The sequence below is a fragment of the Streptomyces racemochromogenes genome, from assembly GCF_039535215.1.
Lineage (GTDB): Bacteria > Actinomycetota > Actinomycetes > Streptomycetales > Streptomycetaceae > Streptomyces > Streptomyces racemochromogenes.
Map to the genome: position 1 here is coordinate 7,214,862 of NZ_BAAAWT010000001.1, position 23,238 is coordinate 7,238,099.

The window sequence follows — 23,238 nt, forward strand, 5'->3', positions numbered from 1 at the left end:
CGCCTACGCGTCGGTGGTCATCGCCTATACGGGGCTCAGGAAGGCCGGGGTCCCGCCGCCCGGCGGAGCCGGTTGGCGATGGCCAGACCCAGCCCCTCCTCCGCCGGCAGGGAGGCCACGATGAGGTCGCACCCCCGCTCGTCCAGCTCGCGCAGGAACCCGTACAGCCCGCGGGCGTAGGCGTCCGGCGAACCGGGCACCTCCACCACCGCGTGGGCCTTCACGTCGGCGGCGTCGAAGGGCCGCGGCAGCAGGAGGCCCACCCGGTGCCCCTGGTCCCGGGCGCGTTCCGCCTCGGCGACGACCGTCCCCGGCTCCACCAGGACCACCCGCGCGCGGGGCGCGTAGTGCGACGGATGCTGGCCGGGCACGCGCACCTGGCTCGTCGAGGGGACCGCGAGCGGGAAGCCCAGGACCGCTTCGAGGTCCTCGCGCGTCACCCCGCCGGGCCGCAGGATGGCGGGAACGTCCCCGGTGACGTCCACGATGGTCGACTCGACGCCGACCTGGCAGGGGCCGCCGTCCAGCACGCAGTCCACGGCATCGCCGAGTTCCGCGCTGACGTGGTCCGCCGTGGTGGGGCTGACCGACCCGAAGAGGTTGGCCGAGGGGGCCGTCACCCCGCCGCCGAAGGCCGCCAGCAGCTCCAGGGCCACGGGATGGCCGGGCACGCGCACGGCGACCGTCTCCAGCCCGCCCGTCGCCTCCAGGGGCACCCGGCGGCCGCGCCGCATCACCAGCGTGAGCGGCCCCGGCCAGAAGCGCTCGGCCAGCAGGCGCGCGGTCGGCGAGACCTCCTCGACCCAGTCGTCCAGCTGCTCCGCCCCGCCGATGTGGACGATCAGCGGGTGGGAGGACGGGCGTCCCTTGACCGCGAAGATCCGGTTGACGGCATCGGCGTTCTCGGCGTCGGCGCCGAGACCGTAGACGGTCTCGGTCGGCAGTGCCACCAGGCCGCCGGCGCGCAGCACACCGGCCGCCGCGGCGATATCAGTCGTTCTCGTCGTCACCCGCGCGATTCTCCCACCCCGGCGCACCCCCGCGTCCCGCGCCCCCGGGTGCCTCCCGCTTTCGAGTGCGCCGGAGCCGGCCGGCCCCCGGCCGGGGCGGACACCCGATCGGCCCCCCAGGACGGGGCCTCGGGCGCGGGCGATGGGACGCTGGGGGGTGAGGAGGCGCGTGCGGTGGCTGTCATGGACTCCCTGGTGCTGTTCGCCCCGTTCTTCGTGCCCGTGATCAGCGGCCTGGTGGGCGGGGCCAGCCTCCTCATCCGGGACCGGCGCGAGGCACGGAGCGCCGACCACCATTACCGCCGGCAGCTGGAGAAGGCGCAGCTGGAGATCCAGTTCATCACCGGCTGGATGCAGGCCAGGGACCAGGTGGGCACCACCGTCCCGAACCCGGACCGGGATCCGGACCGGGGCCCGGACCCGGCCGGCTGGCTGGACGACTGCTATGCCTCGGTGCAGCGGGCCAAGACCGACACGGGGGCCCGCCACCGGACGGGACCGGTGTCCCTGCGCCGCCTGCTCCTGCTGGGAGGGCTGAGCGGCCCCGCGAAGACCATGCGGGTCGTGTACTGGATCTCCCTGGCCCTGTTCAACGCGGCACTCGCCTGGTGGGTGAACGCACTCGTCGCCGGCGTACCAGGCTTCATGCACGAGCAGGGCGTCAGCGAGTCCGAGGAGATCGGTTCGTACCTGGCGGTGGCGTGCTTCTTCTTCGTGGTGTCGGCCGTCATGTGGGTATGGACGGTGCACCTCGGCGCGGCGGAACCGGAACAGGTCTACCGCAAGCGCATCGACTCGGACGCCTGGGCCCGGGAGGAGCGCCGCAGGCGCGGGGCCGCCGCCCCCGCGGACACCGGCCCCCGCGGGCCGGCGGCCTGATCCGCGCGCCGCCAGGCCCCGGGCGTGTGAGGTCCGCCGGACCGGGCAGTCGCAGGAGTACGCAGGACGGCCACGGCCCAAGCCCACGAGCACCCGGAACGAGGAGCACGACATGCGCGAGCACGAGAAGAGGCACCACGAGACCACTCGGCCCTCGAAGGCCGAGGGCGAGAGCGGAGATCGCGAGGCGCGCGAGGAGGCCGAGGACGCGGTCGTCCCCGGCAGCGCGGACGGCGAGGCCGGGGACGCCCTCACGCCGAACACCGACGCCCAGCGCCGCACCGCCCGGCGCGGGTCCCGGCACTGAGCCGCCGGCGCCCCCGTCCCGCCCCCCGCCTCAGCCGGCGCCGCCGGCCGGCTCGGTCGCGTAGCGGCTCATCGCCTCGACGTTGGCCCGGGGGGTCAGGGGCCGCCCGGCGGCGAGTTCCTCCTGGAGGTCCCGGAAGTACTGCACGTACAGGTCGGGGGTGAACGTGCTGAGCATGACGGCGGGTTGGCCGGTCAGGTTGGCGAAGGTGTGCGGGGCACCGGGCGGAACCACCACGAGCGTGCCCGCGGCGGCGTCGTGGTCCTCGTCCCCGACCGTGAACCGCACCGTCCCGGACAGGACGTAGAAGCCCTCGTCGTGCCCCGCGTGGCGGTGCTGCGGCGGTCCCTGGGTGTGCGGGGCGAGGACGGACTCGGCGATCGCGAGCCGGTGCCCGGTATGGCTCCCGTCCTCCAGGATCCGCATGCGCGTACCGCCCAGAACGATGGTCTCGCCGTCACCGGGACCCACCACCGACACGGCGGGGCCGGTCCGCGGCGCGTGTGCCTGCTCTTCTTCGGTCATGCCCACCAGTGCACCGCCGCGGGTCCGCCCGTGTCCAAGACCCGTCCTGCGCGGCCGATACCCCATGGGTATCGTCGCAGCGTGGAGCTGAGGACCCTGCGCTACTTCGTCGCCGTCGCCGAGGAACTCCACTTCGGCCGGGCCGCCACCCGGCTGCACATCAGCCAGCCGCCCCTGAGCCGCGCGATCAAGCGCCTGGAGGCCGACGCCGGAGCCCTGCTCTTCGCCCGCTCACCCGCCGGCGTCACGCTCACCCCGGTCGGCGCGGTGCTCCTCGACGAGGCGCGGGCCCTGCTCGACCACGCCGACCGCCTCCGCGCCCGCGTGAGCGCCGCGGCCGGCGCCGCGACCCTGACGGTCGGGATCCTGGGCGACGGCACCGATCCCGGGCCGTCCAGGCTGGCAGCCGCCTACCGCCGGACCCACCCCGGCATCGACGTCCGCGTCCGCGACACCGACCTCACCGACCCCACCTGCGGTCTGCGCGCCGGAGTGGTCGACGTCGCGCTGACCCGCGCGCCGTTCGACGAGACCGCCCTGACGGTCCGTACGCTGCGCACCGATCCGGTCGGCGTGGTCCTGCGCGCCGACGACCCGCTGGCCCGCCGCGCGCTGCTGCGGACGGCCGAGCTCGGCGACCGCCGCTGGTTCCGGTTCCCGCCGGGCACCGATCCGCTCTGGCAGTCGTACTGGAACGGCGGCACACCGCGCGAGGGTCCGGTGGTGCGCGCGGTCCAGGAATGCCTGCACGCCGTGCTGTGGAACGGCACGGTCGGACTGGCCCCCCTCGGCCACGACCTGCCCCCGGAGCTGGCCGTGGTCCCGCTGACCGGGATGGCGCCGAGCCGGGTGGTGGCGGTGTGCAACGCGGGCGACACCAACCCGCTGATCCGTTCCTTCATCGAGACGGCGGCGGCCGCCTACCGTCACTGAGCGCCGCCGGCCGGCCCTGCCGCCGCTCGTGAACCCGCCCCCACCGTGCGACAGTGGCCCCATGACGTGGTCGCCCGATCCCGACGCCCTGCGCGGACGCGTCGCCGTCGTGGCGGGCGCCACCCGCGGCGCCGGCCGGGGCTTCGCGGCCGCACTGGGCGAAGCGGGCGCGACGGTGATCTGCACGGGCCGCAGCAGCGTCAGGGGGCGGGACGGCTCCGACTACGACCGGCCGGAAACCATCGAGGAGACCGCGGACCTGGTCTCGCGCCTCGGCGGCACCGGCATCGCGGTCCGGGCCGACCACCTCGACCCCGAGCAGGTGCGCCGCCTGGCGCGAGGCCTGCGCGACGAGTACGGACACATCGACGTCCTGGTCAACGACATCTGGGGGGCCGAACTCCTCAAGGGCGGTCCCGAGCGGTGGAACACACCGGTGTGGGAGCACGACCTCGACGACGGCCTGCGCATCCTGCGGCTCGCGGTCGACACGCACCTGATCACCGCCCACCACCTCCTGCCGCTGCTCGTCGTCCGACCCGGAGGCCTGCTGGTCGAGGTGACCGACGGAACGACCGGCACCAACGCGTCCTGGTACCGGATCTCCGCGTTCTACGACCTGGCCAAGGCGGCGGTGAACCGGCTCGCGTTCTCCCTGGGGCACGAGCTGGCCCCGTACGGGGCCACCGCCGTCGCCATCACGCCCGGCTGGCTGCGGTCGGAGATGATGCTCGACAACTTCGGCGTCACCGAGGCCACGTGGCGCGAGGCCCTGGCACCCGACCGGCCCGGCGGTCTGCCCACCGCGCCCGAGGGCTTCGCGCGGTCCGAGTCGCCGCGGTACGTGGGCCGCGCGGCGGCGGCCCTGGCCGCCGACCCCGAACGCGCCCGCTGGAACCAGAGATCGGTCACCTCGGCCGAACTCGCCCGGGCCTACGGGTTCACCGACATCGACGGGACCCGGCCGGACGGCTGGCACGACCGCTGAGCCGGCTCCGCCGTAGTCCGGTCCCTCCCGCCGGAGTTGGGCGCATTGCCCCGATCATCCCTGTCTCGATCCTGCGGGCTTCCTTAGGGGAACCTGAAGAACCCCCTCCGCGGCGCGATGTGCCCTGGTCACCGGCCTAGGCTCGGCGTACTTCCCGTCCCCTCTCCAGTGAGGTGTTACCGGCATGAGCCGCAGCCGTACCCCCGCGACCCCGTCCCGTGCAGAGGCCCGCCGGAAGAAGGCGACGCGTACCCGCGTCGTCCTGTCCGTCACTGCGGCCGCCGCCGTGGTGGCGGTCGGGGTCGCGGTGGCCGACTCGGGCGGTGACGACCGCAAGGACCAGCGGGCTTCCGGAGCCGCGTCCGACGCGGGACCGTCGCAGCCGAAGACGGACACCGCCGATCCGGCCCCCGCCGGCAGCGCCTCGGCCTCGGCCTCCGCCTCGGCGAGCGCGAGCCCACGTACGAGCCCCAGCGCGAGCGCGAGTACGAGTGCGAGCCCCGGCTCCTCCGGGCCGGCCGCCCCCGGCGACGGCACGCGGCCCGAGAGCGCGCCCGACGCCTCGGGGGCCGAGCGGCCCGCCAAGCCGGCGCAGGGCTCCGCCCCCACCAAGGGCAGCGGCTCCGGCGGCTCTTCCGGCGGCTCGGGCTCCGGCTCGGGCTCTGGCTCCGGGACCGCCAACCCGGACGCCGAGTCGGCCGTGCTCGCCCTCGTCAACAAGGAGCGGGCCGCCGCCGGATGCGGTCCCCTGACGGTCAACGCGAAGCTCAGCTCGGCGGCCCGGGCGTACAGCGACACGATGGCCCGCAGCGGCGTCATGTCGCACACGGGCCCCGACGGCTCCACCATGACGAGCCGGGTGGAGGCGGCCGGTTACAAGTGGTCCGGCCTCGGCGAGAACATAGCCCGCGGACAGGGCGACGCCGACGCGGTCATGTCGGCCTGGATGAACAGCTCCGGCCACCGCGCCAACATCCTCAACTGCTCCTTCAAGGAGATCGGGATCGGCGTCCACAAGGGCGACGGCGGCCCCTGGTGGACCCAGGACTTCGGCACCGCGAGGTAGCCCGTCCCGCGCGCTCCCCACCCGCCTCCCGTCCTCCCGCTCCCGAAGGCCTCCACGCGCCCGCGCCGCGGGTCCGTGGACGTCCACGTCCCCCTGCCCCGGCGGTCAGGGGGACGTCGGCGTTCACCGGGCACCGCCCCGCCGCCCGACCGTTCGCGCACCGACGCCGGAACGGGGGCGCCGGTTACGCGCCGCGCCGGGCGTCGGCCACTATGGGGCCCGTGCCCCGAACTCCGCGCTACCTGCTCATATGGCTGTCGTGCACCGCCGCCAGCGTGACCGCCGTCCTCGCGACGGTCCAGTTCGTGGTCGGGTCGACCAGCCACAAGCCCCCGGCCGCGCGTTCGGCCCCGGTCGTCATCGACACGCCCCCCGCCTGGCAGGCGGGCAGCCCCGGCCCGACGCAGGCCTCCCCGACCGCGAGCGCCTCCACCAGCCCCTCGCCGTCCGTGACGCAACAGCCCTCTTCGGCACCCCCCTCGCCCAGTCCCGTCCCCGCCAAGGCCGCCACGCAGACCCCGCCGACCGGCGCGCCCCGGCCCGGAGTCGACTGCGAACGGGGCGGAGCGGGCCTGCACACCGTTCCCTCGCAGGGCGGGAAGGTCACGGTCCGGTACGGGAGCAGGGGCGTGTGCCTGATCTCGGCGGTCCCCGGCCTGGGTTTCAGGACGACCACCTCACAGGCCTCCGACGACACCCTCACCGTCACCTTCAGCAACGATGGCCACCGGTCGGAGATCACGGCGACCATCACCCCGTCCGCCAGGGCGAGCGTCCGCGAGAGCTCCTTCTGACGGCCCACGCGCCCCCGTCGGCCGGTCGCGGTGAAGCGGGAGGTGAGCGGTTCCTTAGGGCAACCTGAAGATCACCCCGAGCCGGTTCCACGGCGCCCCGGCGGCCCTATGCTCGCGTCAGCCGAGCGGCCGTCGGCGCCGGGGCACGAGCCCGGTGCGGCGCCGGACCCGGCTTCACCGAGCCGGACGCGTCCGGCCGTCCCGTCGTCCGAACCTGCCCTGGGGTCTTCGCCATGAGCTCTCGCACGCTCCGATCCGTCCGCTCCGGACGCCGCACGACGTCCTCTCCCTCGCCCCTCGCGCGGCGCCTCCCGCTGGTCGCCGCCGCCGTGGTCGTGGCCGGGCTGGCCACCGCGTGCGGGCCCTCCCCGGCGCCCGCCGGCTCCGCCGTCCAGGCGGGCACCGGGACGCCGGCTCCGGAGCGGCCGGCGGACGGGACGGCGCCGGGAGCGTCCCCCGAGGTGTCCGCCACCCCCTCGGCCCTGCCGTCCGGCCCGGCCTCCGGCTCCGCTTCCGCCTCCGCCCCGGCGTCCGCGTCCGCCGCCGGCTCGCCCCAGGGCACCGCCCGCAGCGGCGGCGCAACGGGCTCGGGAGCCGTGTCCGGTTCCGGTTCCGGTCCGGGTTCCGGCGGCACCAAGCCGGCGCCCGCCACCCCAACGCCCGCGCCCGCCAGGGTCCCCGGCCCCGGCTACGACGGTTCGGCCGACGCGCGGGCACTGCTCGACGCGGCCCTGCGCGCGGCGAAGTCCGACGGCCGGATGGTCCTGCTCGACTTCGGCGCCAACTGGTGCGGCAACTGCAAGGCCGCCGACAAGGTGTTCGCCCAGCCGGCCACCACGGCGCTCCTCGCGGACGACTACCACCTCGTCAAGGTGGACATAGGCGGCGACAACTCCGCCAACTCCGCCCTGCTGCGCGAGTACAGCCCCTCGGGCGGGACCTACACGATGCCCGTGCTCGTGGTCGTCACCCCGTCCGGCACCACGCGGGTCGACACCCATGCCACGGGCAACCCGCCGCTGACGGCCGACGGCATCAACACCTTCCTGCGCAAGTGGGCCCCGTGAGACGGCGCGTACGCACGGCCGTCCCGCTCGGCGTCCCGGTCGGCGTCGGCCTCTCGGTGGCCGCCGCCCTGCTGCTGACCGGGATCGCCACGGACGGCACGGGCGACGGAGCCGCGGCGGCCACCGGCACCCGCACCGTCGCCGCCGTGCCCGCGGCCGCGGCCGCGGTCGCGGCCCCGCGGGCCCGCCCCTCCGCCCCCGCGCTGACCGGCAGTGACCTGGACGGGAGGCCGGTCTCGCTCCCCGCGCTCCGCGGGGAGGTGGTCGTCCTCAGCGTCTGGGGTTCCGGGTGCGGACCCTGCCGCGCGGAGGCCGACGACCTGGCGCTGCTCAGCGGACAGCTCCGGGGCGAGGAGGTCCGCTTCCTCGGGATCAACACCCGGGACCGCGACCGGGATGCGGCACGGTCCTTCGTACGTGCCCACGGCCTCGGCTTCCCCAGCCTCCACGACCCCACCGGCGCGCTCCTGCGGCGTTTCCCGCCGGCGGTGCTCAGCCCGCGGACGGTCCCCTCGACCCTCGTCCTGGACCGCCGGGGCCGGGTCGCCGTGGCCATCGGGGGCGCCGTCAGCGCCGAGCAGCTGCGGCCCCTGGTCGCCCGTCTGGTGGCGGAAGGATGACGGACACCCGCCTCCGGCGCACCCTGCGCACCGCGGGCGTCCTGCTGCCCCTGGCCGCGCTCGTGGCCTGCGGCGGCGCCGATCCCTCCGCCCCCGCGGCCGACGGCCCCCCGGCCACGGCGCGCTTCTCCGAGAACGGCGTCACCGTCACCCTCTCGGTCTCCGGCTGGCAGCCCGCGAAGGGGACCGGCACCCTCACCGCCGTCTTCACCCCCGAAGCCGCCGGGTTCCACCTCTACAGCACCGCCCTGCCGGCCGCCGGCGTCGAGGGCGTGGGCCGCCCGACCGCCGTGGCCGTCACCGGAACCCTCGCGGCGGACGGCCCGCTGACGGCGGCACAGACCGAGCGGACCGTCCGGCTGCCGGGGGTCGACACCCCCGTCCCGGTCTACCCCGACGGCCCGGTCACCACCACCCTCCCCGTCCGCGCGTCGGGCAGCGGCGGCGCGACCCTGCTGATCGGCTACGCGAGTTGCAGCACGCGGGACGGCTGCACCATCCCGGTGTCCGGCCACCCCGTCCGGATGCGCGTCACCGACGAGGGGCCGGCCTTCGTCACGCCCTGACCGCCTTCCCCACCACACCGAACCTCTAAGGTGTCCGCATGCCGAGCGTCCTGGTCGTGGAAGACGACCCCAGCATCCGCCAGTCACTGATCGAGGTCCTGGCCGAGCAGGGGTACGCCGTGCGCAGCGCCGCCGACGGCTTCGGCGCGCTGCGCGAGGTCACGCAGGCGCCCGTGGACGCGGTGGTCCTCGACCTCGGACTGCCCGACCTGGACGGCGGGGACGCCCTGCGCATGATCCGCGGCATCTCCTCCGTACCGGTGCTGGTGGCCACCGCCCGCGACGACGAGTCCGAGATCATCAGCATCCTGAACGCGGGCGCCGACGACTACCTGGTCAAGCCCTTCTCCGGGGGCCAGCTCCTCGCCCGCCTCGCCGCCGTCCTGCGGCGCACCGCCGGCACGGCCCCCGCCGCCGGCGGTACGGCGGGGCCCGCGCCCGCGCAGACCGGGGATCCGCTGCGGCCCACCGTCGTCGGCGAACTGGCGGTGGACCCGGGCGCGCGCACCGCACACCTGGCGGGACGGGAGCTGCGCCTGACCCGCCGCGAGTTCGACCTGCTGGCCTTCCTCGCGCACCACACCGGACGGGTCGTCTCGAAGCGCCGCCTGCTGACCGAGGTGTGGCGCGAGCCGTACGTGGACGACCAGACCGTCGACGTGCACCTGTCCTCCCTGCGCCGCAAACTCGGCGAACGGGCGGCCGCCCCGCGCTACCTGCTGACGGTGCGCGGGGTCGGCATCAAGCTGGTGGCACCGCGTTGAGACGCTCCCTGGCCGGTGTGGCCCTCGCCGTGACCTCCATGGTCGCCCTGTCCTTCCTCATACCGCTGGCCGCCCTGGTGATGTCGCTGGTCAAGGAGCAGGGCGTGTCGGCCGCCCAGCAGCGCGGCGCCGCCCTGGCGCCGGTGCTCGCCCTCACCACGGACCCGGACGCGCTGCGCGAGGCCGCGGCCGGCCTGGACGCCGCGGACCGGCTGACCGTGCACCTGCCGGGGGCGGGAGCCCCGGCCCGTTCCAAGGCTCCCGGCGCGCTCCTCGAACGGGCGCAGCGCGGGCGGGAGTCGATTTCGCAGGAGGTCCCCGGCGGGTGGGTCTGCCTCCAGCCCGTGGTGCTGCCGGGCGACGAGGTCGCCGTCATCGAGAACTTCGTGCCCGAGGCGGAACTCACCCGGGGGGTGGCGCAGTCATGGGCCGTGATGTGCTTCCTCGCGGTGGGACTGATCGCCGGCTCGGTGCTGGTCGCCGACCGGCTCGGCGCCAAGGTGGTCCGCTCCTCGAAGCGGCTCGCACAGGCCTCGCGGGCGCTCGGACTGGGGGACCTGGACGCCCGGGTGGAACCCATGGGGCCCCGGGAACTGCGTGACGCGGGCGTCGCCTTCAACGCGATGGCCGAGCGCATGAACGAACTCCTCGCCGTCGAACGCGAACTCGTCGCCGACCTCTCGCACCGGTTGCGCACCCCGCTGACCGCACTCCACCTGGCCTCGGAACGGATGGCGGGCACACCGGAGTCGGCCAGGGTGGAGGCGGCCGTCTGCGAGCTGGAGACCGAGCTGCAGGCCATCATCGCCGCGGCGCGCACCCCGCTGGCCGTGGGCCCGATGGGCCAGGGCCTGCTCGGTGCGGAACGGCCCCCGGGTGGCGGGGCCGCCGCGGCGGCAGGCGGGGGCCCGAGCAGCGAGGTGGCGGAGGTCGTCCGCCGCCGGACGGCCTTCTGGGCGGTCCTGGCCGAGCAGCAGGACCGTTCCTGCTATCTGGACGTCACCCAGGAGCCCACGGCCGTCGGCCTCCCCGACGACGACGTCGCCGCCGTGGTGGACGCCCTCATCGGCAACGTCTTCCGCCACACCCCGGAGGGCACCGCGTTCGCCGTCGGCGTCCGGCGCACGGCCCAGGCCGTGGAGCTGGTCGTCGAGGACGGCGGCCCGGGCATCCCGGAACCGGACCGGGCCCTGTCCCGCGGCAGCAGCACGGGCTCCACGGGACTGGGCCTGGACATCGCGCGCCGGGCCGCGACCGCGACCGGCGGCACGGTGGCCGTCACGCGCGGACCGCTCGGCGGGGCGCGCATCGCGGTGACCTTCGCCCTGGCCGCCCCGCCCCCGTCGGGCCACCGCACCCGCCTCGCCCGCCGCCGCAGACGCTGACGGATCCGGCCGATGGCGCCGAGGGGAGGCGCCGAGGGGAGGCGTCGAGCGCGGCGAAGGGCGCTGCGACGCCGGACTACAGGGACGCGACGGTGAAGTGCCGCACCCGGAGCGGGGCCACGAGGTACTCGTCCTCGCCGGGCAGCACCACGGGCCGGTCGCGCCAGTGCTCGCCGGCGAATCCGACCAGGTCCCGCTCGCTGTGCCAGCGGCTGACGTACAGCAGCGCGTCGGGCGGCGCGAGCAGCACCTCGTGGTCCACCAGCCCCGGGTAGCGGCCCGGAAACCCGCGCACCGCGGAGACGATCATGTCGTGGAACGCCTCGAACCGGTCAGGACGTACGCGTGCCTCGCTCACCCGTATGATCACGGACCTCAGGGTGTCACGCACCCCTGCCGCGGCGCCACCGTCCGGGGAGCCCCACCCCGGGCAGTCCGGCGCCCGCCCGGCCCGGTGTCCGCATGCCGGTCCCGGTGTACGCCGCCGCGGCGACCTCGTCATGATGGGCCCCATGACGCGAAGCGACGCCCAGCACACCGACTCGCCTGCGATGGCCCTGCTCAAGGAGGTGGGGGCGGAGACGACCAAGCACTCCGGCGGCACCCTCCTGACCCACCTGCTGCGCGTCGAGGGGCTGCTCGCCTCGTGGGGCGCCCGGCCCGTACTGCGGACCGCTGCACTGTGCCACGCCTTCTACGGCACCGACGGGCTGCCGCTGGTGCTCCTGGAGCTGTCCGAGCGCGACCGCCTCGCCGGGGCGATCGGTACGGAGGCGGAGGAGCTCGTGTACTTCTACGCCAGCTGCGACCGCAAGGCCTCCTACCCCACCCTCGCCGCGCCTGACGGTGCGGCGGTGACCTTCCGGGACCGGTTCACCGGCGCGGAGTTCACGCCGTCCCCGCAGCGGCGTCGCGACTTCGCCGAGCTCACCGTGGCCAACGAACTGGACCTGGCCAAGGTGAACGATTCCTTCCGCGAGCGCAACGGGGCTGCCCTGCTGGAGCTGTTCACACGCTGGGCGCCCCTCCTGTCGGAGCCGGCCCGCCGCGAGGTGACCGCGGTCCTCGGCTGACGCTTGGCCGTTCAGTCCCGGCCGCCGTCCCGGGCGTCCAACGCCGTGATGACCGCGCCGCTGCGCAGGGTCGCCGTCAGCGTGGCCGGGGGAGCGGGGGCGGGCGGTGCCGGGACGGCGAGGCTGCGTCCGGGCGTGCGGGTGCGCAGTGATCCCGTGGCGGTGATCCCGGTGACCTCCCGGCTGCCCGCGGCGAGTTGGTAGTCCTGCCCGGAACGGGCCCGCCAGACCGTCGTGGCGAGGAGGTGCTGCCCGAACCGTCCGCAGGCGGCCGTGGAGCGGGCCTCGGTCACGGCGAGGGAGGCCCCCGTGGGCGGACGGAGCCGGATCCGTACGTCCCCCTGCCCGGTCCAGTGGGTGGCGCGGGTGCAGGACCAGACGGCCCGCCCGGCGCCCTCGGGAAGCTCCGTGAGCGCGAAGTCCCAGAGGTTGACCGCCCTGACCGCGCGCCCGTCCACCGCCTCCAGGGTGCAGGCCTCCTGGGCCCAGCGGGCGAGGGCGGCGGGGCCGGTGGCCTCGCGGGGCTGGCGGGCCGGCGGGGCGTCGGCGCCCTCCGCGGGCGGGGTGTAGGTGAGGTGGACGGTCAGGAGCCCGCCGCGGTCGGCGAGGAGGAAGGCGTGCTTCTCCACGATGCGCGGTGAGGACGCGACCTCCAGCACCGGCTGGGGACCGCAGCCCGCCCCCTTCGGAGCGTCCCCGCCCGGGAAGGCGGTGGTGACGGTTCCGTCGGGGCCGATCGGCAGGGGCCGGACGGGCTGGGCGGGGGCGGTGAGGTCCCGGGTTCCGGCGGTGGCGATCCACGGGGCGAGCAGCCGGCGGGCCGTGTTCCCGTCCCGGGTCAGGGTGAAGGCGGCAGCCGTCGTGACGTTGGCGTCGTCGGTGCGGGCGATGTCCAGGCTCCGGCGGCCGCCGCGCTCGGTGTAGCGGACGACCCGGTCGGCGTCGAGGAACACCACCACGGCCGTCCCCGGTTGGGGATCGCCGGCGAACAGCAGCTGCGGCGGATGTCCCGGCGGCTCCGCCGAGGCCGTAGGCGCGACGGTGACGGCCGTACCGGCAGGCGGTGCGGCCCAGGTGCCCAGGGCCCTCGCCAGCAGGGCCCGGTCCCCGGTGCGCGGCCCGCGGGCCGGCCACGCCGTGAAGTCCACCCGGCCGGTGTCCGACCAGGCCCGCGCCGGCACCCGGACCAGGCGCGCGGGGTCGAGGGCGGCGCGGGCGGCGGGCGCCCCCGCGTAGCCGACGGGGAGCCCGGGGCCGGGCCCGGTGACGGTGGCCCGGGTCAGCGCGGCGGCCAGCAGCAGGACGGCGGCGACGGCCCAGGCGGCCCGGACGCGCGTGCGGCGCAGCAGCAGGTCGGTGGGCCGGGTGTGGACGTCCGCCGGGTGCGAGACCGTTTCTCCGCCGGGCCCCGGCCCGTCTGCGGCGCCCGTCCGCTCGTGACGGCCCTCCCCGGCCCCGGCCCCCCCGGCCGCGAGGGCGGCCCGTACCTCGCCCGCCGGATCACCGGCTCCGGCCCGCGCGAGCACCTCGGCCGCCGCGTCCTCCTCCAGCCCGTCGAACCGGCACAGCACGTGCGCGGCACGGGCGTACGGGGACAGCCCCGCCAGTGCGCGGGCCGCCTCGTCGAGCTCCTCGGCGCTGGGCCACATCCGCAGCCCCCACACCCACGGCAGGAGCGGCCCGCGCGGCCCCCGACCGGCCGAGTACCGCACCACCTCGGCCCGTACGGCGGCCAGCACGTCCCCGCCCCGCCGCGCCCGGCGCCCCGCGGCCCGCAGGGAGCGCTGGACGCCGCGGTGGGCGCGCAGCAGCCGCGCGTGCCGGTCGAGCTCCGGCGGCAGCACCAGGTAGGCCAGACGCAGCAGTTGGGGGTAGCGCTCGTTGATGACCGCCTCGGCCTGGCTCAGCCCGGACGCGGAGCGTTGACGTCGTCCCACGCTGCGGACAACGAAGGAATCATCATTTGGTCACATGCCCGCGCGCCTAGCGGCGTACGGCGGCGTGTTCGAGGACGCTGCGGACCTCGGCGGTGATCGCGCTCTCGTTGCGTTCGAACTCGGGGCCCGTCAGCAGCTGGGAGTCGGCGGGCAGGCCGGTGAGCACGGGGGTGTGGAGGTGGCCGCCGGGCAGTTGCGGGGCGAGCTCGGCGCGCAGCCGGTTGGAGCGGTAGGCGACCTCGTTGGAGAGGTAGCCGCCACCGCCGCCGGCGACGGCGCGCGAGCCGGGCGTCGGGCCGTCGGTCCGGTCGACGGGAGCGGTCCCGCCCGCGGGTATCTCGGTCACGTCGGAGTTGAGGAGCACCGGGTACGGGGCCTGCACGGCGGCCGTCACGGCGTCGGCGGGCAGCGTGGTGCGGATGAACTCCGGTCCCGGGCCCAGGCCGGGGGCCGTCACCGGGTGCTCGCGGGTGCCGCCGGACAGGGCGCGCACGTTGTCGGGGTACGGGTCGGCGGACCGTGCCCGCCCCGCCCAGTCCTCCAGGGTGAAGATGCCGGGGTAGCCTTGGCTGACGGTGGTGATGACGTCGGCCGCGCCGGGTCCGGCGGCCAGGCGGGGGGCGAACGCCCGCTCCACGATGCCGGCGTCGAAGTCGGCGTACCGCACGGGCAGGACGACGGCGCGGATCTCGGCCCGGCTGCCGTCGGCGAGGGTCACGTGCCGTCCGTTGAGCTGGAGGGCGGCCGACCCGGAGGGGTTGGCGCGGCGGATCTCCGCGTCGAGCCCGAAGGGGTCGAAGCCGCTGATGAAGACGCGCCGCACGCCGGGCGTGGCCCGGAAGGAGTTGTCGGTGAGGCCGCGCGAGGCGTCCTCGAAGCGGGCGCGGAGCGCGGCCCGGTCCACGGCGAAGGCGGGCTGCCAGCGGGCGAGCGCGGAGGTCATGGAGAGCCGCGCCCAGTACAGGGGGCGGTCGTCGCCGGGGGCGAGGTCGCCGCCGGGCCGCTGCCCCTGGGCGCGCCGTACGGACGCCTGCCACAGGGCCTCGCCCCAGGAGTCGAGGAGCCGTTCGGCCTCGGCGGGGGTGTGGGCGGTGCACAGGGCGGCGGGGAGGCGTCGTACGAAGTCGCCGAACCCGGCCCGCTCGACCAGGGCGGTGGTGCGGGGGTCCGTGAGGCGTGCCTGTTCGGCGTCGAGCGGTACGGACGCCGGGGCGCGGCAGGCGGGGGCGGAGCCGTCCGCGTGCGCGGGCGAGGCGAGGGTGACGGGGAGGACGGTGACGAGGAGGGCGGCGGCCGACGCCGCACGACGTAAGAACATCATGCGATGTGACATTACATAGAGGTCGTCACCCCCACCAGGCACACCTGAGACAGCCGCCCGGCCGATCCGCCCCCGGCGGACCCGCCTCGCCCGGCCCGGGCTTCGAACGGTCGGACCTGCCCCGCTACCCGTCGGGGCACGACGTCTACGCAGACAACGGCCCCGGGGATCAACCGAACCTTGGTTGGCGCTGAGATTGATCTTCGTCGTTTAGCACAGCTCCGAGATGCGGTGGCAGGTTTCTCTGGAAGTCCGGTGGGCTCGGATGACGGGTGGCTACCGTCCGCCGGGTGCCGGTGGAATTTCTTACTGATGTGCAGGCGGCGGCGTACGGACGGTTCGTGGAGGAGCCGACGCGGCCGGAGCTGGAGCGGTTCTCCTTCCTGGACGACGGACACCCTGCTGAACCTCGACGCCGGGGTGAAGCCGGACATGGTGGCCACCGACAACGCCTCCTACTCAGACATGGTGTTCGGCCTGTTCTCCTTGCTCGGCTACAATTTCTCGCCCCGCTTCCGTGACCTGGCCGACCAGAGGTTCCGGCGGGCGGAGCTGCCCGGCGTGGACACCGGCGGGTACGGGCCACTGGAGCCGCTGGCCTGCAACAAGGTGAACCTGAACAAGGCGATCACGCACTGGCCGGACTTGCTCCGGGTGGTCGGCTCCCTGGTCACCGGGCAGGTCCGCGCGTACGACCTGTTGCGGATGTTCGGCCGCGAGGGACGTCCGACCCCGCTGGGTACCGCGTTCGCCGAGTACGGGCGGATCGCCAAGACCCTGCACCTGCTGCGCGTGGTCGACCCGGTCGACGACACCTACCGGCGGCAGATGAACCGGCAGCTCACCGTGCAGGAGTCCCGCCACAAGCTCGCCCGGGACATCTGTCACGGCAAGCGCGGGCAGATCATGCAGGCGTACCGGACGGGGCAGGAGGACCAGCTCGGCGCGCTCGGGCTGGTGCTGAATGCCGCGATGCTGTGGACGACTCGCTACCTGGACGCTGCCGTCGAGGAGTTGCGGGCGCTGCCGGCCGAGGAGCGTGAGCACGCCGTCCTGGACGAGGATGTCGCCCGCGTCTCGCCCCTCAAGCACGCGAACCTCAACGTGCTCGGCCGCTACAGCTTCCGCTCCTCCACCCCGGTCGACGGCGGCCTGCGCCCGCTGCGCGACCCGGGTGCGCCGGAGCTGGACGAGGACAACGACGACGGGCAGGAGTGAGTATCAGGAGCCGGCCAAGCCTGACCCGTGACTGGTGTTCAGGGATCGCTCCTGCGGCAGAACTTCGCCTGAAGTAGATCGGTGAAGATATCGATGGGGTCGTCCCAACCGCCGTTGCTCCAGTCGCCGTTGACGTTGGTGGTGACCATCCGTTCGCCATCGCGAGCGCCGTAGGCGTAGGACCACGATCCGAAGAGCGCACCCCCCATGCCCCAGACCGTTTCCCCGCAGGGCAGTCTCACTGAGGAAACGCCGAGGCCATACGCGGCGTTGGGAATCCAGTCGTGGGTGGGCACGGTGGTGAACATGTCGCGTTGTTGGTCCGGCGGCAGCATCCGGCCCCCCAGCAGGGCGCGGAAGAACCGGTTGAGGTCCCCGGCTGTGGAGATCATGCCGCCGGCCGCCCAGAACATGGATGAATCGAGCTCGGTCGCGTCGTGGACCGGCGCGCCGGAGTCGGTCTGGAACAGCTTCGTGTAGTGCCGGGAGTGTGGCCCGTGGATCGTCGGGTCGCTGCCGTGCGGCAGGTATGTACCAGCCAGGCCGAATGGGCGGGAGATCCGTTCTTTGATCTCCTCGGCAAGCGCGCGGCCGGTGGCCCGTTCGATGATCATGCCTGCGAGGACGTAGTTGGTGTTGGAATACGCCCAGCCCGAACCCGGTGCGAAGGTGTGCGGATGGGACATGGCGATCTGCACCAGTGACTCGGGCGGGTGCGTCTCGTAACGGTTCAGTGCTTCCTGGTCATCGGTGTAGTTGAAGATCCCGCTGGTGTGGTTGAGTAGCATCCTGATGTTCACCCTGGCACCGTCGTGGTGCTGGCCTTGGACCACGCCGGGCAGCCACTCTTCCATGGTGTCATCCAGGCTCAACCTGCCGTCCGCCACCAGCTGCAGCATGACGGTGGCCACGAACGTCTTGCTGATGCTGCCGACGCGGAACCGGTCCTGCTGTGAACGCTTGCGGGCGGTTTGGGTGTCGGCCACTCCTGCGGTCCCGAACCACTGCCGGTCGCCGTCGCAAACCTCAGCCAGAATGCCGGGAAGTCCGCCTTGAGTCACAGCTTTCTGAAGTAAGTGCTGGACAGCCTCGTAGCCTTCGGCCCCTGAGGCCGGCGCGGACTCAGATACCGCGCCCCCTGCTGTGGCCGGTTCGACGCCCGGCCGACCGCTGTCTGTATGAGCGGTGTGGTGGTGCACGTGGTCCTCCTTCGTCGTGTGTGACCTGTAGATGACCGCCCGGACCCTCTCCACAGCGTGATTCATCGCCCACCGGCTCTCACCAGGGGCTCAGTGCCCAGCGCAGCGTGCGATCCGTCGCGCACGCCCACCGGGTCCACAGCACATCGCGGCAAGGGCACGGCCGTGGGCGAACTGTCTGGGTCAGCTGCTTCAGATGTCACTGATCCTGGCTGTTGAGCGTCTGCCGCACGCGGTCCGCCAGCTCGGCCTGATCGATACCGGCCAAGGCGAGAGCACGTGGCACGGTGCCGATTTGCGCCTGGAGGATCCCGAGCAGCAGATGCGCTGACCCCAGGTCCTTCTTGCGAGCGGAGGAGAAGCTCCGCTCCAGTGCGAGTCTGGCGGACGCACCCATCTTGGGCTGCTGGGAAGCGTGGCTCGGCCCGGGAAGGTCATAGGCGGCCGGAGACACTCCAACCATGCTCAGGCTGTGCTCGAACTCTCGATCCAGTGCCTCGCGGACAGCAGCGCGATCGAGCCCGACCGAGGCCAGGACCTGCTGAGCAGTAGACCCCTGATCGGCGGCGAGCGACAACAGAAGATGGTGCGCGTCGATCGTCGCCGACCCATCATCCTGAGCTTCGGCCATCGCCCGCACGATGACCGCATGCAGGTACTTGTCAAACGCGCTCATCGCCGCGCCTCCTCAGCTTGACTCCGGCGGCGATGAGCCGCTTGGCGTGCTTCTTGTGGACGGCTTGGCGGGTGACACCGAGCGCCTCGGAGACCTGCGGCCAGCTCCAGCCCGCCCGCATGGCCTGCTCCACAGCGGAGTCCTCCAGCTGATCGGCAAGACGCCGCAACGCAACGACAGCCGCCAGAGCGTCAGCAGGCTCAGAGGGAAGGGAATTTTCGCCGACGGACATGTAAGCAACTGTAGTTGACTAACCCAGATAGTCAACCTGAGTTGCTAATGACCGGGGCGGGGTGCAGCTATCCCGTCAGAGGTTCATGATTACGGGCCGTCCTGTCGGCAAACGAACGAATGACGACAGGTGCGGCAGGCATCCAATGAACCCGGACTTTTCGGGCCTGTCGGCGGCGCGGATCCAATCACATCCGATGGCGGCTGATGACAGGGTTTGCTGACGGCTAGGGTCGAATGCGACCACCAAAACGGGGAGCGGCATGGCCAACCTGGTCTACAAGCGGGTGTCGACCGACCAGCAGTCGACCGACCGTCAGAACCTCGTCCTCGACGAGGCCGGGATCGACGACCCGGTCGTCTTCGAGGAGGACGCCGGCACCTCCAGCCGCCTCCACCCGCTTGAGCGACCGAAGTTCAGCGAGCTACTTACGTACGCGCGGCCGGGCGACACCGTGCATATCTCCGAGATGTTCCGCCTCGTACGCGGCACCGGGCACATTCTCGATGTGCTCGATGTCCTCCACCGCGACCGTCTCGCTCTGCGCATCCACGACGGCGCGTTCTCCGCGATGGACCTCACCGCACGCCACCCGCGCACCGGCGAGCTGCTGTCCACCGTGAAGTTCATGGTGCAGACCCTCGCGGCCGCCGGCGAACTCCAGCGCGACCTTCAGCGTGAGCTGACATACGACGGGCTGCGGGCCGCCGAGGCCAAGGGCAACAAGGGCGGACGCCGCCCGGCCGTCACGGCAGCGAAGGCCGCTGCCGTGCGCGCCGCGTACCTGGGCGGCCAGTCCATCGCCGCCCTGGCTCGAGACCACCACGTCAGCCGGGGGGCCATCCGTACCGCCGTCGCCGACCTCTTGCCCGAGCACACCATCGTCGACCAGGACGCTCCGGCTCCGGAGCTGCCGGTCCTCCTCGACATGCCAGGCAAGGTCGCGGACTTCCTCCGCGCCACCGAGCTGGAGCCCACCGAGCGCGCAGCGCTCGACCAGGGCGTGACCGTACGACGCGGCCAGGGCTACACACTGCGCGTCACCGCCGCGCCCGCAGTCCACCGCCAGCTCCTCACCCGCTGCCAGCCCCTCGACGGCACTCAGGGCACCCCGGTGGTCCCGGCGCAGCGCAAGGCCCGCCGCGAGTACGAGAACCGCGTCAACGCCCTCAGGCTGCTACAGCCGGGCCTTGATCAATCTCAGCGCCAACCACGGTTCGGTTGATCCCCGGTGCCGGACAACGCCCGCGTGGCGCCGGGCGACACCTGGACCGACGCCGTCCCGGTGTCACCCGATGGCGGGTCACCAAGCCGTCCGGCAGCCGGGCCCGCGCGCCCTGCGCTACGTTCACCGCCATGGACATCCTGCGCGACAAGATCAGCCGCGGCTTCGACCTGCTGGACGCCGACGGCGACGGGGCCCTGACCGAAGCGGACCACGTCATCATGGGAGACCGGGCCGCCGACCAGCTCGGGTACGCCCGCGGCTCCGCGGAGCACACCCGCATGGTCCACGCCTACGTCGGCGTCTGGCGCGACCTGCACGCCCCGCACGTCGGCCCCGACGGCCGCCTGGGCAAGCGGGAGTTCGTCACCGCCACCCTCACCCTGGCCGGCGACCCCGAGGCCGCCGCGACCACCGTGGGCGCGCTCGCCCGGGCGTTCTTCGCCATCGCCGACGCCGATGCCGACGGCCGGGTCAGCAGGACGGAGTTCGACGCCTTCCAGCGCAGCCACTTCCCGGCGATCGGGCAGGCGGACCTGGACGCGGCGTTCGCCCACCTGGACCGCGACGGCGACGGCTCCCTCGACCCGGCCGAGTTCGAGTCCGCGGTGGTCGAGTACTGGTCCAGCACCGATCCCGCCGCCCCGGGCAACTGGTGGATGGGACGGCCCGACGCCCCGGCGTGACGCCCCCCGCCAGCGCGCCCGTCCTGCTGCCCGGACTTCGCCGCTCCGCGGCTCTCCGGGTCCCCCAAGTGACAGCGGTGCGTGGGGCGTCAGGGACGGCCCGAGTGGAGGGCCGCCAGGCTCCGGGCGTGGTCGAACGCCGCCGCGGCATCCCGCGCGTCGGTCCAGGGAGCGGCCCCGCACCAGCCGCCGATGAGCCGGAACTGCGCCAGGGCCTCCGCGTACCGCCCCGTCTTCACGAGTACGGCGGCGTACAGGTGCCGTATCGCGGGAAGCCGGCGGTCATCCTCACGAGCCTGCGCCAGGTCGGCCCCGACGCGGGCGAGCGCGGCCTTCGTGACCCAGGTGCGGTAGGCCGCGTCGCCGTCCTGGAGGGTGGCCTCGTACACGGCGTGCAGGTAGACGGCGGAGAGCAGGCTCCCGGCCGGAGCGGACGCCGCCGCCTGCTGGGCGAAGTCGAACATCAGCCGGTGGGAGCCGTGCCACTTCGCGCACCAGTACTGGAGCGCGTGCCAGTGCGCGTCGTAGTGCAGCGGCGCACGGCGCGTGACCTCGTTCCACAGGCCGCGGAACTCGTCGTGGGACAGCCCGAGTCCGCGCGCGGCGGCGACCATCGTGACCCACGGGGACGGATCCCGCGGCGCCAGCCTGGCCGCCTCCTGGGCCGCGTACATGGCGGTCGGCAGCAGCTCCCCGAACAGCGCCATCTGCTCGGCGGAGGTCTGGTCGACGGTCTTCTCGCCGCGCGCCGCCCAGGCGCGGAGCAGCAGGGCGTGGGCGTGGACGACGACCGGGTCCGCGTCCTGCGGCCGCTTGGCGCGCCAGACCCGCAGCCAGTGCTCGTCCTCGACGGCCAGGTCCGCGAACACCTCGACGACCCGCCAGCGCTCCGCCCAGTCCTGGCGTTCCGCGGTGTCCGCGAGCAGTCCGGCCGCGGGCTCCCACGCGCCGTGCAGGGCGGCCTCGACCGCCGCGCGCAGCGCGGGCTCGTCAGCGGGCGGGCCGGAGCGCCGGCAGTCCAGCCGCTCGCGGGGGACGAGACCGTAGGCGGCGGCGTCGAAGTTCCGGGCTTTCCTGTTGCGAACGGCGAGACGGGTGGTGTTGAAGATCGCCCAGACGAGGACGGCCAGACCGACGGCGGTGATGAGGTTCGTGAGCACGAAGCGTCATCATCCCTGCTCAGGGTCACGACATGCGAACGCTGCGGCAAAGCACCGGACTCGTTTCGGTCTCGGTTCACTCAGCCCCGGGCCCGCGCCGCCGACCCTCGGACCGCGCAGGTGGGTTGCTCCAGCGGTTCACGAGCGGTTCACCGGACGCCCCCCGTCCCAGGTCGGCGATGACCTCGCGGGCCGCCCGGGAGCCCGAAGCGAGCGCTCCCTGGAGCGATCCCGTCGCGCGGTGGTCACCGCAGACGTACCGGCCGGGGGCGAACCGGCTCGTGCGGCTGAGCAACAGCGGCGGCGCCATGGCGGGCAGGGCACCTCGTACGGTCACGCGGTGCACCGGCTCCCAGGTCCCGGTGTCCGTGCCGTACGCCTCCGCGAGGGCCTTGAGTACGGCGGCCTCTTCCACCGGGCCCGGCGTGCCGAGCACGGAGGTCGACACCAGGCTCCTGCGGTCACTGGAGTAGCCGGGCTGGACCTCCGTCAGGACGCACGAGTTCAGGAACCTGCGGCGGGAGTCGACCATCAGGGTCGGTTCCGGCAGCGGGGACCGCTCGACCGCGTGGTAGAGCGTCGTGACGATCCGTTCCCGAGGCGGTGCCAGGCCGGGCAGCAGGCGCGCCGCCGCACCCGCTCCGGTGGCCACGACGACGGCTCGCGCACGCAGTTCCCCGCTCCCGAGGACCACTCCCCGCGGCCCCAACTCCGTGACCGGCGACGAGGTGAGCAGCACCCCCGGGGGCAGGCCCGCGGCGAGCTGCGCCGGCACCGCGCCGATGCCGTCGCGGGGCAGGCACAGCGTGCCGCGCAGCATGCTGCGCCAGACCAGGTGGAAGAAGCGGGCGGAAGTCTCCAGGGAGTCCTCCAGGAAGACCCCCGACAGGAAGGGCCGGAAGAACGTCTCGACGAAGTCCTCGGAGAAGCCCGCCTCGGCCAGGGCGGTACGGGTGGTGACGTCGGGCCGGGCCCGCAGCCGGGAAGCGGGGGAGAGCATGGCGCGGGCCGAGAGCGCACCGAAGGCCAGCAGGTCGCGCGGCTTCACCCGTCGGCCGGTGAGGAGGCCGATCCCGTCGCGCGGCCGCCGCGTGGGATCGGTCAACCGCAGCCGGCCGGCGTCGGTGTGCACCAGCACCCCGGGGGTGAACGGGCGCAGGAAGAGGGCGGGCAGGTCCAGGCGGCGCCTGACCTGCGGGTAGCCGGTGTTGAACACCTGGAAGCCGCGGTCGGTGATGAAGCCGTTGACCCGGTCGGTGCGGACGCGGCCGCCCACCGATTCCTCGGCCTCCAGCAGGCGGACGTCCAGCCCGGCCGCGCCGAGATCCGCGGCGCAGGCCAGTCCCGCCGCTCCCGCACCGACGACCACCACGTCGTGACGGAAGCCCGGTCCCTCGGCCATGGATGCCCCCAACTCCCTGCCCGCGGAACGGGCACAGCGATTGCGGCCAGGCTACGCACGGGAGGCCGGGCCCCGGCGTCGGCGCGCCGGTGCTCCGACACAGGACGCGCCGCCTCCCGCCAGGCCGCGCCGGAACCCTCGCGAGCCGGCCGTACACGGCGACCACCACCGGAGAGCGCACACAAGGCGACGGGTCCACTCCGCA

24 protein-coding genes and 1 pseudogene are annotated in these 23,238 nt (G+C 74.0%); 15 read left to right on the top strand and 10 right to left on the bottom strand.

The features are described 5' to 3' along the window. Positions 1-35 precede the first annotated feature (35 nt). Positions 36-1,010 carry an L-threonylcarbamoyladenylate synthase gene (locus tag ABD973_RS33535; RefSeq protein ID WP_125819691.1) on the bottom strand — a complete coding sequence of 325 codons (975 nt, stop codon included), beginning with the start codon at positions 1,008-1,010 and terminating at the stop codon, positions 36-38. A gap of 174 nt (positions 1,011-1,184) precedes the next feature. Here ABD973_RS33535 and ABD973_RS33540 point away from each other — a divergent pair, with 174 nt between their 5' ends. Then, positions 1,185-1,889, top strand: coding sequence for a hypothetical protein (locus ABD973_RS33540; protein ID WP_345504049.1), 705 nt, complete (start codon positions 1,185-1,187; stop codon positions 1,887-1,889). 112 nt (positions 1,890-2,001) lie between these two features. After that, entirely contained in the window at positions 2,002-2,196 is a 195-nt protein-coding gene (locus ABD973_RS33545; protein ID WP_125819688.1) for a hypothetical protein, read from the top strand. A 30-nt stretch (positions 2,197-2,226) separates the two neighbouring features. Here the strand turns inward: ABD973_RS33545 and ABD973_RS33550 are convergent, their stop codons facing one another. Beyond that, positions 2,227-2,721, bottom strand: coding sequence for a cupin domain-containing protein (locus tag ABD973_RS33550; RefSeq protein ID WP_206436457.1), 495 nt, complete (start codon positions 2,719-2,721; stop codon positions 2,227-2,229). Between the two features lie 81 nt (positions 2,722-2,802). On the opposite strand from ABD973_RS33550, the gene ABD973_RS33555 reads away from it, so the two are divergent. The 9 genes from ABD973_RS33555 to ABD973_RS33595 all read left to right on the top strand — a co-directional run bounded on the left by ABD973_RS33555 (position 2,803) and on the right by ABD973_RS33595 (position 10,904). Continuing rightward, a complete protein-coding gene (locus ABD973_RS33555) occupies positions 2,803-3,654 on the top strand; it encodes a LysR family transcriptional regulator (RefSeq protein WP_345504052.1) in 852 nt (283 codons plus the stop codon). A gap of 61 nt (positions 3,655-3,715) precedes the next feature. After that, on the top strand, positions 3,716-4,642 hold the full coding sequence (locus ABD973_RS33560) for an SDR family oxidoreductase (protein ID WP_345504055.1): 927 nt from the start codon (positions 3,716-3,718) through the stop codon (positions 4,640-4,642). A gap of 184 nt (positions 4,643-4,826) precedes the next feature. Then, the gene (locus tag ABD973_RS33565; RefSeq protein ID WP_345504057.1) at positions 4,827-5,708 is read left to right on the top strand and encodes a CAP domain-containing protein; all 882 of its coding nucleotides are present in this window, start codon (positions 4,827-4,829) and stop codon (positions 5,706-5,708) included. 221 nt (positions 5,709-5,929) lie between these two features. Continuing rightward, positions 5,930-6,502 carry a hypothetical protein gene (locus ABD973_RS33570; protein ID WP_241253083.1) on the top strand — a complete coding sequence of 191 codons (573 nt, stop codon included), beginning with the start codon at positions 5,930-5,932 and terminating at the stop codon, positions 6,500-6,502. 233 nt (positions 6,503-6,735) lie between these two features. Further along, on the top strand, positions 6,736-7,569 hold the full coding sequence (locus ABD973_RS33575; protein ID WP_345504059.1) for a thioredoxin family protein: 834 nt from the start codon (positions 6,736-6,738) through the stop codon (positions 7,567-7,569). Then, complete coding sequence (locus ABD973_RS33580) at positions 7,566-8,189, top strand: TlpA family protein disulfide reductase (protein WP_164720800.1); 624 nt, start codon at positions 7,566-7,568, stop codon at positions 8,187-8,189. Before ABD973_RS33575 ends, ABD973_RS33580 begins: the two co-directional genes overlap by 4 nt. Then, positions 8,186-8,755 (top strand): hypothetical protein, encoded by a 570-nt coding sequence (locus ABD973_RS33585; protein WP_345504062.1) that lies wholly within the window; start codon positions 8,186-8,188, stop codon positions 8,753-8,755. Before ABD973_RS33580 ends, ABD973_RS33585 begins: the two co-directional genes overlap by 4 nt. Positions 8,756-8,793: 38 nt before the next feature. Then, positions 8,794-9,519 (top strand): response regulator transcription factor, encoded by a 726-nt coding sequence (locus ABD973_RS33590; protein WP_345504064.1) that lies wholly within the window; start codon positions 8,794-8,796, stop codon positions 9,517-9,519. Further along, positions 9,516-10,904, top strand: a complete 1,389-nt coding sequence (locus tag ABD973_RS33595; RefSeq protein ID WP_164720799.1) for a HAMP domain-containing sensor histidine kinase — start codon at positions 9,516-9,518, stop codon at positions 10,902-10,904. The genes ABD973_RS33590 and ABD973_RS33595 overlap by 4 nt, the downstream gene beginning before the upstream one ends. A gap of 76 nt (positions 10,905-10,980) precedes the next feature. On the opposite strand, the gene ABD973_RS33600 is transcribed toward ABD973_RS33595, so the two are convergent. Next, positions 10,981-11,274, bottom strand: coding sequence for an antibiotic biosynthesis monooxygenase (locus tag ABD973_RS33600; protein ID WP_241253082.1), 294 nt, complete (start codon positions 11,272-11,274; stop codon positions 10,981-10,983). 142 nt (positions 11,275-11,416) lie between these two features. On the opposite strand from ABD973_RS33600, the gene ABD973_RS33605 reads away from it, so the two are divergent. Beyond that, a complete protein-coding gene (locus tag ABD973_RS33605; protein WP_241253081.1) occupies positions 11,417-11,977 on the top strand; it encodes a DUF6817 domain-containing protein in 561 nt (186 codons plus the stop codon). An 11-nt stretch (positions 11,978-11,988) separates the two neighbouring features. Here ABD973_RS33605 and ABD973_RS33610 read toward each other — a convergent pair whose 3' ends face one another. Both ABD973_RS33610 and ABD973_RS33615 read right to left on the bottom strand, forming a co-directional pair. Beyond that, complete coding sequence (locus tag ABD973_RS33610) at positions 11,989-13,914, bottom strand: hypothetical protein (protein ID WP_345504068.1); 1,926 nt, start codon at positions 13,912-13,914, stop codon at positions 11,989-11,991. Between the two features lie 46 nt (positions 13,915-13,960). After that, positions 13,961-15,235, bottom strand: coding sequence for a pyroglutamyl peptidase (locus ABD973_RS33615; RefSeq protein WP_345504070.1), 1,275 nt, complete (start codon positions 15,233-15,235; stop codon positions 13,961-13,963). 384 nt (positions 15,236-15,619) lie between these two features. Between ABD973_RS33615 and ABD973_RS33620 the strand changes: the two are divergent. After that, positions 15,620-16,453: pseudogene (locus ABD973_RS33620) on the top strand (Tn3 family transposase); the annotation flags it as partial. Positions 16,454-16,491: 38 nt separating this feature from the next. Here the strand turns inward: ABD973_RS33620 and ABD973_RS33625 are convergent. From ABD973_RS33625 to ABD973_RS33635, 3 genes are all read right to left on the bottom strand, one after another. Next, positions 16,492-17,652, bottom strand: a complete 1,161-nt coding sequence (locus ABD973_RS33625) for a serine hydrolase domain-containing protein (RefSeq protein WP_345504072.1) — start codon at positions 17,650-17,652, stop codon at positions 16,492-16,494. 199 nt (positions 17,653-17,851) lie between these two features. Beyond that, positions 17,852-18,328 carry a Clp protease N-terminal domain-containing protein gene (locus ABD973_RS33630; protein WP_345504074.1) on the bottom strand — a complete coding sequence of 159 codons (477 nt, stop codon included), beginning with the start codon at positions 18,326-18,328 and terminating at the stop codon, positions 17,852-17,854. Next, complete coding sequence (locus tag ABD973_RS33635) at positions 18,315-18,560, bottom strand: hypothetical protein (RefSeq protein ID WP_345504076.1); 246 nt, start codon at positions 18,558-18,560, stop codon at positions 18,315-18,317. The genes ABD973_RS33630 and ABD973_RS33635 overlap by 14 nt, the downstream gene beginning before the upstream one ends. A 262-nt stretch (positions 18,561-18,822) precedes the next feature. On the opposite strand from ABD973_RS33635, the gene ABD973_RS33640 reads away from it, so the two are divergent. After that, positions 18,823-19,785: a recombinase family protein gene (locus ABD973_RS33640; RefSeq protein WP_345504078.1), complete on the top strand. Its 963-nt coding sequence runs from the start codon at positions 18,823-18,825 to the stop codon at positions 19,783-19,785. A 131-nt stretch (positions 19,786-19,916) separates the two neighbouring features. Continuing rightward, entirely contained in the window at positions 19,917-20,471 is a 555-nt protein-coding gene (locus tag ABD973_RS33645; RefSeq protein ID WP_345504080.1) for an EF-hand domain-containing protein, read from the top strand. 89 nt (positions 20,472-20,560) lie between these two features. Here the strand turns inward: ABD973_RS33645 and ABD973_RS33650 are convergent, their stop codons facing one another. Together ABD973_RS33650 and ABD973_RS33655 are read right to left on the bottom strand one after the other, a co-directional pair. Then, entirely contained in the window at positions 20,561-21,631 is a 1,071-nt protein-coding gene (locus tag ABD973_RS33650; RefSeq protein WP_345504082.1) for a hypothetical protein, read from the bottom strand. Between the two features lie 76 nt (positions 21,632-21,707). Then, positions 21,708-23,033, bottom strand: coding sequence for an FAD-dependent oxidoreductase (locus ABD973_RS33655; RefSeq protein WP_345504084.1), 1,326 nt, complete (start codon positions 23,031-23,033; stop codon positions 21,708-21,710). Between the last annotated feature and the right edge of the window lie 205 nt (positions 23,034-23,238).